This window comes from Flavobacterium cauense R2A-7 (assembly GCF_000498475.1).
GTDB lineage: Bacteria > Bacteroidota > Bacteroidia > Flavobacteriales > Flavobacteriaceae > Flavobacterium > Flavobacterium cauense.
The window spans coordinates 1-13,016 of sequence record NZ_AVBI01000015.1 but is presented as its reverse complement, the minus strand read 5'-3'; the positions used below and the strand labels follow the sequence as shown (position 1 = coordinate 13,016).

The following is a 13,016-nucleotide window of genomic DNA, read 5'->3' as shown; positions in this document are numbered from 1 at the left end:
TTAAAGGATATTAGCATGTACTTAACTAAAGAAGTTAAATCAGAAATCTTCGCTAAACACGGAGGTGCAGCTGCCAACACTGGTTCTGCAGAAGGTCAAATCGCGTTATTCACATTCAGAATTTCTCACTTGACTGAGCACTTGAAAAAAAATCGTCACGATTACAACACAGAGCGCTCATTAGTTTTATTGGTAGGTAAAAGAAGAAGTCTTCTTGACTACTTAAAGAAAAAAGATATCAACAGATATCGTGCGATTATCAAAGAATTAAACATCAGAAAATAATCAGAAGAAGAGGTGCTCGCGCGCCTCTTTTTGTTTTGTATATTTAACAGAAAAAAGTTTGGTTTTTCATTGGGTATTAGACAACTACAACAACACAACAACAACACAACTAACACCCATTGTTTAATTTTAGAATTAAGTTTTTATGATTCCTAAAGTATTTCAGGAAATTATCGATTTAGGAGATGGCAGAAGCATCTCAATCGAAACAGGAAAATTAGCCAAACAAGCTGACGGTTCAGTAGTTGTTCGTATGGGCGACGCCATGTTACTGGCAACTGCTGTGTCCGCAAGAACATCAAATCCAGGCGTAGATTTTTTACCGTTAACAGTTGACTATCGTGAAAAATTTGCTGCTGCAGGTCGTTTCCCGGGCGGATTTTTCAAAAGAGAAGCCCGTCCAAGTGACAGCGAAGTATTAACCATGCGTCTTGTAGACCGTGTGTTACGCCCGCTTTTCCCGGATGATTATCACGCCGAAACACAGGTGATGATTCAGTTAATGTCTCATGACGAAAACATTATGCCGGATGCGTTGGCTGGTTTAGCTGCCTCTGCAGCATTGGCTGTATCCGACATTCCATTTTACAATTTAATTTCAGAAGTGCGTGTAGCGCGTATTGATGGTAAATTTGTAATCAACCCTAGCAGAGAAGAATTGGAAAAATCCGACATCGACATGATGATTGGTGCTTCTATGGATTCTGTTGCCATGGTAGAAGGTGAAATGAAAGAAATCTCAGAAGCAGAAATGGTAGAAGCCATTAAATTTGCACATGAGGCGATCAAAGTTCAGATTCAGGCACAAGAGCGCTTAAGAGCTGCTGTTGGATCTCCGGCCTACAGAGAATACGAAGGTGAAAAAGAAGACGAAGCCATTTATGCCAAAGTTAAAGCTGCTGCTTACGATATGTGTTATGCTATCGCTAAAGAAGGAACAGCCAAACACGAAAGAACCGCACAATTCGCTGAAGTAAAAGAAGTAGTAAAATCTTTATTTACCGAAGAAGAATTAGCAGAAAACGGTGATTTGGTATCGAAATATTTCTACAAAACCAACAAAGAAGCAGTTCGTAACGTTATCCTTGAATTAGGCGTACGTTTGGACGGAAGAAAAACTACGGAAATCAGACCAATCTGGTGTGAAACCGATTATTTGCCTTCTGTACACGGATCTTCTTTATTTACAAGAGGAGAAACTCAGGCTTTGGCAACGGTTACTTTAGGAACTTCCAGAGAAGCCAACCAAATTGACTCTCCATCCGAGCAAGGTGAAGAACGCTTCTACTTGCATTACAACTTCCCTCCTTTCTCCACTGGTGAAGCAAAACCTTTAAGAGGAACTTCCCGTAGAGAGGTTGGTCACGGAAACTTAGCACAACGTGCTTTGAAAAACATGATTCCTGCTGACTGTCCTTATACCATCCGTATTGTTTCTGAAGTATTGGAATCTAACGGTTCTTCTTCAATGGCAACGGTTTGTGCTGGAACAATGGCATTAATGGATGCCGGAGTTCAAATGACAAAACCGGTTTCAGGTATTGCGATGGGATTAATCACAGACGGACAAAAATTTGCCGTTTTATCGGATATCTTAGGAGATGAAGATCACTTAGGAGACATGGACTTTAAAGTTACCGGTACTGCGGACGGAATCACCGCATGTCAAATGGACATCAAAATCGACGGTTTACGTTACGACATCATGGAGCAGGCTTTAGGTCAGGCACGTGACGGACGTTTGCATATTTTAGGAAAAATTACTGAAACTATTGCTACTCCAAGACCAGATGTTAAAAAACACGCTCCAAAAATCATCACGCGTACTATTCCAGGAAACTTCATTGGTGCTTTAATCGGTCCTGGTGGAAAAGTGATTCAGGAATTACAGAAAGCTACCGGAACGACTATCGTAATCAACGAAGTTGATGAGCAAGGTGTAGTTGAAATTCTTGGAACGAATCCGGACGGAATCGCAGCAGTATTGGCGAAAATCGACTCCATCATTTTCAAACCGGTAATGGGCGAATCCTACGAAGTGAAAGTAATCAAAATGCTTGATTTCGGGGCAGTAGTAGAATATACCGCAGCACCAGGAAACGAAGTATTGCTTCACGTATCGGAATTGGCTTGGGAACGCACGGAAAATGTTTCCGATGTAGTTAAAATGGGCGATGTGTTTATGGTAAAATACTTAGGTGTGGATCCAAAAACAAGAAAAGAAAAAGTTTCCAGAAAAGCTTTATTGCCAAGACCTCCGCGTGAGGAGAAAAAAGACACTCCAAAACAAGGTTAATTTTTTATAAAAATTAATTCATAGAAAGCCCCGCTTCATTTATTTGGAGCGGGGTTTTTGTTTAAACACCATCAAAAGTAAGATTTTCTTTAAAATAATTTCTATTTAACATTTTTGAATTGAAATTATGTCTAATTTGCGTAAGAATTATCCATTCTTTTTTTTAGATAAATTTCAGATGAAAACCAAACACACCTCTTTGTATTCCAAATTACTGCTAACAAGCTTGTTAATCATAGCCATAAGCACCGCACAGGCTCAGTCTTCCGAAGAAGTTCTCACAAAACATTTCGATCAAACACTTGGCATTGAAAATCTGGACATCAATAACGGAACTGTGCATACAAATGAATTTCGTATTTTAAATAACAAGCACCGCTATTACCCTTCGGACAACTTTGAAATTGGCAAAGTCAATTATAACAACCAACAATATTACGACATCAGCCTTAAATACGACATCTACAAGGACATACTAGTTTATAAACCCAAAAATTCAGACATCATAAGCATCAACCTGATTCAGGATCGGGTTAGCTCATTTATGATAAACAATAAAAAATTCATCTACATAGACAACCTTTTTTTCCCTCTAAGCCCTATAAAAACAGGCTACTATGAAGAAAGCATCTCTGGGAAAAACTTCATTTTTTACATTAAGCACCATCGCGACAAAAGAGAAGTACTAAAAGGCGCATCCGTTTACAATGAATTTGACGACAATTACGAGTACCTTATTAAAAAAGATGATGCTTTTATTAAAATAAATTCGAAAAAAGACATTATAAAACTATTTCCGGAACAAAAAAGAAAAATAAACGACTTTTATTCCGCAAACGGTAAATTAAAAAACAACGAAGAAACAGTATTTTACGAAAAGTTACTAACCTATCTGAGCAATGCAATTGAAAACAACACTAAGTAATCCAATGAAAAAAATTCTTATTACACTATTGGTCGTATTCTTGCATCAGATTTCCATTGCGCAGGTTAAAGGAAAGAAATACTCCTTTACGTTTAACAATGTTTCCCTTGAAAAAGCAATAGAAACAATAGAAAAGGATTCCGGTTATCAATTTTATTTTGACAAAGACTGGTTTAAAAATTATCCCGATCCGATTACCGCAAACTTTAATGACAGCACGCTCGAATCTGTCTTAAATGACTTGTTTCAAAATACGTCGCTGAATTTTTACATGTCGGATGAAAAAATAATTCTGACTAAAAACAGTGTGATATATGATAAATTACCTGAGAATTATTTCAACACCGAGAAAAACAAACCCCAAAACAGCGCAGTCGTTTTCCAAGGAAGTCCAGTTTTTGAAAAAGAGCACAATGATGGCAACATAGAAAACGAAAACACTATTTCTTTTGTAGGAAAAGAAAACAAAGTCTCTACCGGAAAAACTTTCGAACTTACCGGATATGTAAAAGATGCCAAAACAGGAAAACCCGTAGCGGATGTAATTATACGGACTAAAAACAATGAAGCAACCGCCATTACAGATCAGCAAGGCTTCTATTCCATTAAACTGCCAATAGGGATAAATACCATCGAAACAGAAAATTTCCTTTTTCGAAAAGTAATCCGAAAAGTCATGATGTACAGTAACGGAAAAATGGACCTTACCGTCTCGGAAAACATCAACCAATTGAAAGAAGTAATTGTTAAAGGAAAAAAAAGTGAAACCGTAAAAAGCGCCAACACAGGTGTTACTTCCATTAACATTGAAGGACTAAAGAACATACCCATGGTTCTTGGCGAAAGGGATATTTTAAAAGTTGCCACCACCATCCCCGGGATAAAAACTGCCGGAGAAGGCTCATCCGGGTTTAATGTACGAGGCGGAAAAACAGACCAAAACCTTATTCTTCTGGACAATGCGGTTATCTACAATCCGGCTCACTTTTTTGGATTCTTTTCAGCAATAAATCCATTTACTATCGGAAGTGCCGACATCTACAAAGGAAGTATTCCGGTTGAATTTGGCGGTCGATTGTCTTCTGTATTTGATATTACCACCAAAAATGGGAACACCAGCAAACTTTCCGGCGAGGGAGGTATAGGCCCCGTAACCAGCAACATTACCGTAAGCACCCCAATAGTGAAAGAAAAATCAAGTTTACTGATAGGGGCCAGAGCCACGTATTCAGACTGGATTTTAAAAACGCTCGATGAAAAATCACTCAAAAACAGCAAAGCTTCTTTTTATGACGGTGTGGTAAAATATAGCCATAAGATAAATGACAATAATGACATCGAAGCTACCGGTTACTATAGTCATGATGCCTTCAGCGTATCGTCCGATTCCCTTTACAAGTACAGCAATCGTTTGTTCTCGTTAAAATGGAATCACGCCTTCAGCATAAAACACAAAGCGGCTTTACTACTTTCAAACAGCCAATACAAATTCAACATCGACTATGAAAACGAAAACAACATGACCAAATCGTTTGATTTCGGGTATAAGATTGACGAGAATCAAGTTCAGTTGAAATTCAATTATACATTAAACGACAAACATAAAATAAGCTACGGTATCGCTTCAAAACTGTACAAAATAAATCCCGGCTACCTGAATCCGATTGGTCAGGAAAGTTTGCTGACTCCTGTTACAATAGAAAAAGAAAAGGCCATTGAATCCGGAATATACCTATCCGATTCGTATAAGGTTTCCGAAAAACTTTTAATAAACGCAGGACTTCGGTATTCCTTTTATGCTGCTTTAGGAAGTTCAACACAACGGGTTTACCAAAACGACGCTCCAATGACAGACGCCACCGTAACTGAAACCAAAGAATTTGGAAACAATAAAGTCATAAAAACCTATAGCGGATTCGAACCTCGCATTTCCGCTCGTTTTTTTATTACCGAAGATTTATCGGTAAAAGCAAGTTACGATAAAACCTACCAGTACCTGCATTTACTGTCCAGCAATACTACCCAATCGCCTACCGATACCTGGAAATTATCCGATCTTAATATTGCACCTCAAAATGCCGATCAGTATTCACTGGGTTTCTACAAAAATTTTGCTGAAAAAGATTTTGAAGTGAGTCTGGAAGGATACACTAAAAGAATAAACAACATTCTGGATTACAGAGTAGGTGCCGAATTATTATTGAACGAAAACATTGAAACCGAACTTTTAAAAGGAAAAGGAAAAGCTTACGGTATTGAATTTCTGATTAAAAAACAATCCGGAAAACTGAACGGTTGGTTGGGCTATACCTACTCAAGAACTTTTATAAAACTGGACAGCAAATTTGATAGTGACAAGGTTAACAACGGTGATTATTTTCCAGCGAACTATGACAAACCACATGATTTAAGTGCCGTTTTGAATTATAAATTCACAAAACGTTATAGCCTTTCCACAAATTTTATTTATCAGACCGGTAGACCAATTACCTACCCGATTGGCAAATACACCTATGGAAACGCGGAATACACCCTTTACAGCGACAGAAATAAATTCCGCATTCCGGATTACTACCGTTTGGATATAGGTGTAAATATTGAAGGTAATCATAAAATAAAAAAATTAGCACACAGTTTCTGGAACATCTCCATTTATAATGTTTTGGGAAGAAACAACCCATACTCAGTCTTTTTTGTAACCAAAGACGGGGAAGTGAAAGCATACAAAACTTCCATATTTTCTGTTCCGGTTCCAACAATTACATACAATTTCAAGTTTTAATTTAAAAACGAAGAAGAAATGAAAACAAAATTTACAACAAAAGCCATCGCCTGCATACTGTTTTGCATAAGTTTAGTAAGTTGTACGGAACCCTACCAGATCCAAACAAACACTTTTGAAGATGCTCTGGTTGTTGAAGCGACCATTACAAACGAGCTAAAAACGCAACAGATAAAAATCAGCCGTACCTATCAGTTTGAAGAAAACGGGCCAACAATGGAGACTGGCGCAGATGTATACATAACTGACAATTTGGGCAACCGTTATGATTTTACGGAACAAAACGGAGTATATGTTTCCACCGTACAATTTCAGGCAGTTCCAAATGTTAACTATCAACTTTTCATAACGACTGCCAGCGGTAACGAATATGCTTCAAACATTCAAAGAATGACCACTGCCAATCAAATTAGCAGTATCGACACAGACATTGTTACGAAAGACTCGGAAAGAGGAGTTCAGATTAGCGTTAACAGCTCAGACCCCACCAATACTTCCAAATTCTATCGTTACGAATATGAGGAAACCTATAAAGTGGTGGTTCCGAAATGGTCAAACTATAAAGCGTATCTGCTAAACCCAAGAACAGTCAGTTATATGGAACGGGGTTACGAATCCAAAACCTGTTTCAAAACCAATAAATCAGACACTTTTTTATTAACAAACACAACTGATTTAATGGAAGATTTGGTGTATAAATTCCCCATTCGCTTTATAGGCGACCGGGAATACATGCTTTCCGAAAGATACAGTATTCTGGTAAGGCAATTCGTAATCAGCCAACAAGCTTACGAATACTATAAAACAATCAAAGCCTTATCGGATTCGGGGGAATTGCTATCACCCAATCAACCCGGTTTTGTTATGGGCAATATTAAATCTCTAACCAACCCTAAAGAAAAAATCATTGGTTTTTTTGACGTATGTTCCGCATCTGAAAAAAGAATATTTTTCAACTACGGGGATGTTTTTCCTAACGAACCGATACCACAGTTTTTTATGGATTGTCCTGAAGAAAGTTTAGACGCTGGGGACTTCAGAACCAATCCTTTGGGTGATGGTTTTAAACTAATCAGCTACGTGCAAAGCGGTCAAAAAGTGTTTTACGATTTCATTTACAATCCATTATCCGAGACACATCCGATTTACGTAATGGTACCCGCAGCCTGTGGAGACTGCACAACCTTTGCATCTAATGTCGTACCTCCATTTTGGCAATAAAAAACATAAAAATGAAAACCAAATTTCACAAATTCCTGTTTCTATTGGTGATTTCATTATCAATGGTATACTGTACCGAACCTTACAAAATACAAACCGAAACGTTTGAGGAGGCTTTCGTTATTGAGGCAAGCATCACGAACGAATTGAAAAAACAGCAGATAAAAATCAGCAAAACCTATCTACTGGAAGAAAACGGACCTGTTTTTGAGGCGGGTGCTACAGTATACGTTCAAGACAACACAGGAAATCGCTACGAGTTTAACGAACAAAACGGAGTTTACGAATCTGTCTCCGAATTCCAGGCAAGTCCCGGGAAACAATACCAATTATTCATCACTACAAGTGACGGCCAACAATACATATCCTCAACCCAAACGCTAACTACAGTCACTGAAATAGAGAACCTTAGCACCAATGTCATTACAAAAGACGGACAAACCGGTGTTGAAATTGCGGTAAACAGTTATGATCCATCAGGAACATCTAAATATTACCGTTACGAATATGAAGAAACTTCAAAAGTAGTTGCTCCAAAATGGAGCCCTTTTAAAGCCGTATTGTTCGATCATCCAAGAATTTGTGCAGGGACAGAATTCCCTGGCTTCGAAACCATTGGACTTGAATTAAAAACTGAAGAGAGCAGAGTTTGTTATACCACAAAAAACTCTGTAGGAATCCTGTTGACTTCTACTAGTACACTGTACGAAGACAGGGTGGTAAATTTCCCGGTACGCTTTATATCAAACACAGATTATACCATAGCAGAACGATACAGTATTATGGTTCGGCAGTATGTACAAAGTATGGAAGCCTATACTTTTTACAAAACTATGAAAGACATGTCAGAAACGGGAAGTCTTTTATCGCCCAATCAGCCCGGTTTCATTTACGGAAACATTAAGTCCGTTTCCAATCCAAAAGAAAAAGTAATTGGTTTTTTTGAAGTGGCATCCGTTTCATCAAAAAGAATCTTTTTTAATTTTAATGATATTTTCCCAAATACTCTAGCCCCTCCTTACCCATACGAATGCATCGAGTACACCTTTAACAGTATGGATTTTGGCGTTAATCACCATCCAACCCCTGAAATCCCATGCGGAACCGGAGGAGATGGAGGCGCTTTGAGAGAAGCCATCAGATCCGGAAGATTAATTTTCTATGAATCAGATTTTCCGTTTTTTGTTATGGTAAAACGGGTGTGCGGCGATTGCAGAACATTTTCATCCAATGTAGTTCCCCCTTTCTGGCAATAAAAACATGAGATTTAAATTAACATATTACAAATTCCTGTTAGTATTGATAATTTCATTATCAATGGTATACTGTACCGAACCTTATCAGTTACAAACCGAAACCTATGAAGACGCGATTGTTATCGAAGCTACCATTACTAACGAATTAAAAAAGCAACAGATTAAAATAAGTAAGACCTATATGTTGGAAGAAAACGGTCCTGTTTTTGAAACAGGAGCGAACGTTTATGTACAGGACGATACAGGCAATCGCTACGAATTTTCAGAACAAAATAATCTTTACGAATCAACGACCGAATTTCAAGCTGTACCCGGAAAACAATACCAATTGTTTATCACCACAAGTGACGGAAGGGAGTATATTTCCACACCGGAAACGCTGACAACAATCACTGAAATTGAAAGCCTGAGCACAAATGTGACAACAAAAGAAGGGCAAACCGGAGTTGAAATCAGCGTTAACAGTTACGACCCAACCGGCACTTCAAAATTCTACCGTTACGAATATGAAGAAACTTCAAAAATAACGGTTCCCAAATGGAGTCCTTTTAAAACGGTCTTATTACCGCATCCAAGAATTTGTCCTGGAACATCGTTTCCGGGATTTGAGACGATAGGCTTTCAATTAAGACCAACAGAAACACATGTTTGTTACACTACAAAAACTTCTAACGAACTCTTTCTGACATCAACTAACACTTATAACGAAGACCGTGTTGTCAACTTTCCGGTGCGTTTTATTTCCAATACCGACTACACCATTGCCGAACGATACAGCATTATGGTTCGCCAGTATGTGCAAAGTTTTGAAGCGTATACATTTTATAAAACCCTAAAAGAAATTTCGGGTTCTGGAAATATTTTATCACCCAACCAACCCGGCTTTTTCTATGGAAACCTTAAATCTGTTACAAATCCAAAAGAAAAAGTAATTGGCTTTTTCGAAGTAGCCGCTGTAACCTCAAAAAGAATATTTTTTAATTTCAATGATATTTTTCCAAATACGCATGCTCCGGCCTATCCTGTAAATTGTGAAGAATATGAATTTGACAGCATGTACTTTGGCGACCCTCCGTATTCGCCAGAATTCCCTTGTGGATACGGCGGTCCCGGCCTCGAACTCAGATCAGCTATCGCACAAAAAAGACTAATTTTCTATAAAGAAGCATTTCCTATTTTCATTATGGTTAAGCCGGTTTGCGGCGATTGTTCAACATTTTCATCAAACGTAATACCACCCTTTTGGCAATGACAAAAATAATTTCACTTCTGGCACTTTTACTTCTAACCAACAATCTGTCTTTTGGTCAGAATGCCTATTCCGCAAAACCTGTAAGTCAAATCAACACTATAGAAGAGACTCTGTATGTGCACTGTAACACAACAACGCTCCTTACAGGCGAAACACTTTTATACAAAGTATATGCGTTAAATTCTACACTGAAAAAATTTAGCTCAACGAGTAAAATCGGATATATTGAATTACTGGATGATACAAACCATTCCGTTTTAAAACAAAAAATCACTTTAAAAAACGGAATCGGAAAAGGGGATTTCTTCATTTCGACTACCTTAAAAACAGGAAATTATAAACTTATCGCATACACGAACTGGACTTTAAATAAAGCTGAAAACGGAATCTCCAAAACGGATCTTTTTCTTATAAATCCGTTTGAGAACAACTCCTTGAGAGAAACAGCAAAAAACATTCCGAATTCAAAAGAGACTTCGAATACCCCGTTCGCTGTACAAAAAAATGAAGCAAAGCATTCTGAAAAAAATCTTATCGAAGTTAAAACCGATAAATTAAAATACAGCAACCGTGAAAAGGTCAGCCTTGAAATTAATACTGTTTTGAAAGAAAAAACTGCAGGTAACTTTTCGCTATCGGTAAGAAAAACAGACAGTCTCCCAATGCCAAAAAAGCTTTCTTCGGTTGAATTTTTAAATTCTCTTTCAGTCACAAACAATTCCAGCACGGAAAAAAGTCAGTATTTACCGGAATTACGCGGCGAAATCATCTCCGGTTCAATCATCGCAAAAGACAACAATAAAGATTTGAAAGACAAAACCGTCACACTCTCTCTTCCGGGAAAATCGTTTGGATTTAAAATCGCCAAAACCGATGAAAAAGGAAAATTCAATTTCATTCTTGACGAACAGCCCAGCCATTCCAATGCGATAATCCAAGTTATGGAAAAAGACCGTAACGACTATGAAATCGTACTCAACGAAACCAAATCGCCTGACTTCAAGTCTATGGAAACCATTACCTCATCGCTTTTAAATCCGAAAAACCAGATCGAAATTGAAAACCGTTCCATCGCAAACCAGATCGAGAACAACTACTATCAAAAGAAAAAAGACAGCCTTAACGGTCCGTCGAAATCGTTACTATTCTTCCATCCACTTGAAAAAGAATATGTTCTGGATGACTACACCCGTTTTCCAACCTTAAAAGAAACCATCATTGAAGTGCTTTATGAAATAACCTTTAAAAAAGAAAAAGACAACTATTCCATTATTATAAAAGATTTTTCTGCTCAGGGAGAAGCCTACGGAGAAGCTTTAGTATTGGTTGATGGGATTCTAATCCAGAATATTAACGAGCTGTTTGAATATGACATGCAAAACATATACAAAGTAAGTTTTGTCAACCAAGGATATGTTTATGGTCCAAAAGTTTTTAACGGTATTATTAATTTCGTTACCAAGAAAAACGATTACAAAATTAAAACCACTGGTAATTACATTAAAGAAGTGACACTTGACAGGCCGCAAACAGAAAAAAAATACTTCAGTCCGAATTATTCGCATGCGGGTTACGAAAGAATTCCAGATTTCAGATACCAACTGTACTGGCAACCCGAAATCACATTAACAGGAAATGAATTGCCACTGTTTTTCTACACCTCCGATGTGAAAGGTCGATTTGAAATTTCATTAGAAGGTTTCACTAATCAAGGTGAAGCGGTTTCATTGAAGGAATATATAACGGTAGAATAAATCAACTGAAATAACTGACATTTAATCGATTAACCAATACAGCCATTGCTAAATAGAAATTAAAGTTGCTAAATTTATGTAAATCTTAAAATTGAGCATTATGAAAAAAATTATTATTCTATTAGTTTTTAGCATGGCGTTATTCAGTTGCTCAGACGACAGTAATGATACCACTACGCCTGACGACAATACATTATCAACCGCCCCCGAAGCAAAAGCAGAGTTTGATGCCAGCAATTACGGTGTTTACAAAGGCATATTTGTCGGTTCAACCGGAACGGTCTACGTCAACATCAACAACAGCGGTTCCGTTTCGGCAAAAATGGTAATTGACGGAACCACATACAATTTCACAACAGCAGAAAGCGTAACCAATGGCCAGGATATTTCAGGACTAACTTTCACTAACGGAAGTTCTACCTTTGACTTTAATGTTTTGAGTGACGGAGAAAATCCTCTGATTGACAATCTGAACATCAGTGGTCATGCCAATGCTTCAGTGCAGATGTTCAAAGAATATTCCTTTGCACACATTAAATGTTATCTCGGTACGTTCAGCGGTGATTCGAGCGGTATATTCAATTTAGCCACAACTTCAGACGGTTATGTTTTAGGGTTAGCGGTTCCTAATGACGATATCAATGCAATTTATATGGACGGTTCTGTGGAAGGTACTTCCATCACCGGCACTTTTGAAGGCGGCTCATTCTCCGGCACTATAAACGGTAATACGATAAGTGGTACTTGGCAAAACTCAGTGCCCGAAAACGGCAGCTGGACAGGAACACGGAAATTATAAGTTTAGTTAGTTATTCGCAACAGCTCTTCCAGAAGAAATTCCGGAAGAGCTGTTTTATTTTTTTACAAATATTGTAACTTTTTGGTAACGCATTACGTATAACAAACTGAACACTTTAAAAGACAAGGAGATTCTTAAATGAGACAACTTAAAATCACCAAGCAGGTTACCAATCGTGAAACCGCTTCCTTAGACAAATACCTTCAGGAAATTGGAAAAGTTGATTTGATTACTGCAGATGAAGAGGTAGAATTAGCACAACGCATTAAAGCCGGAGACCAGAGAGCGTTAGAAAAATTAACGAAAGCAAATTTACGTTTCGTGGTTTCGGTTGCAAAACAATACCAAAATCAAGGGTTAACACTACCCGATTTGATTAACGAAGGTAACTTAGGGTTAATTAAAGCCGCGCAACGTTTCGATGAAACGCGTGGATTTAAGTTTAT

Annotated in this window: 10 protein-coding genes; all 10 read left to right on the top strand. The window is 37.8% G+C overall.

The window, feature by feature from the left end; all coding sequences use genetic code 11:
* Window positions 1–15 precede the first annotated feature (15 nt).
* Complete coding sequence (gene rpsO, locus FCR2A7T_RS07825) at window positions 16–285, top strand: 30S ribosomal protein S15 (protein ID WP_023570737.1); 270 nt, start codon at window positions 16–18, stop codon at window positions 283–285.
* Between the two features lie 145 nt (window positions 286–430).
* On the top strand, window positions 431–2,581 hold the full coding sequence (locus FCR2A7T_RS07820; RefSeq protein ID WP_023570736.1) for a polyribonucleotide nucleotidyltransferase: 2,151 nt from the start codon (window positions 431–433) through the stop codon (window positions 2,579–2,581).
* 127 nt (window positions 2,582–2,708) lie between these two features.
* The gene (locus tag FCR2A7T_RS07815; protein WP_051369534.1) at window positions 2,709–3,506 is read left to right on the top strand and encodes a hypothetical protein; all 798 of its coding nucleotides are present in this window, start codon (window positions 2,709–2,711) and stop codon (window positions 3,504–3,506) included.
* Between the two features lie 4 nt (window positions 3,507–3,510).
* Complete coding sequence (locus FCR2A7T_RS07810) at window positions 3,511–6,288, top strand: TonB-dependent receptor domain-containing protein (protein ID WP_035117886.1); 2,778 nt, start codon at window positions 3,511–3,513, stop codon at window positions 6,286–6,288.
* A gap of 18 nt (window positions 6,289–6,306) precedes the next feature.
* A complete protein-coding gene (locus tag FCR2A7T_RS07805) occupies window positions 6,307–7,509 on the top strand; it encodes a DUF4249 domain-containing protein (protein WP_023570734.1) in 1,203 nt (400 codons plus the stop codon).
* Between the two features lie 11 nt (window positions 7,510–7,520).
* Complete coding sequence (locus tag FCR2A7T_RS07800; RefSeq protein ID WP_023570733.1) at window positions 7,521–8,765, top strand: DUF4249 domain-containing protein; 1,245 nt, start codon at window positions 7,521–7,523, stop codon at window positions 8,763–8,765.
* A gap of 4 nt (window positions 8,766–8,769) precedes the next feature.
* Complete coding sequence (locus tag FCR2A7T_RS07795; RefSeq protein WP_035117874.1) at window positions 8,770–10,017, top strand: DUF4249 domain-containing protein; 1,248 nt, start codon at window positions 8,770–8,772, stop codon at window positions 10,015–10,017.
* A complete protein-coding gene (locus tag FCR2A7T_RS07790) occupies window positions 10,014–11,771 on the top strand; it encodes a hypothetical protein (protein WP_035117873.1) in 1,758 nt (585 codons plus the stop codon). Before FCR2A7T_RS07795 ends, FCR2A7T_RS07790 begins: the two co-directional genes overlap by 4 nt.
* Before the next feature lie 100 nt (window positions 11,772–11,871).
* Window positions 11,872–12,570 (top strand): hypothetical protein, encoded by a 699-nt coding sequence (locus tag FCR2A7T_RS07785; protein ID WP_023570730.1) that lies wholly within the window; start codon window positions 11,872–11,874, stop codon window positions 12,568–12,570.
* Window positions 12,571–12,708: 138 nt separating this feature from the next.
* A partial coding sequence (locus FCR2A7T_RS07780; protein WP_035117871.1) for a sigma-70 factor domain-containing protein occupies window positions 12,709–13,016 on the top strand: 308 nt, incomplete at its 3' end.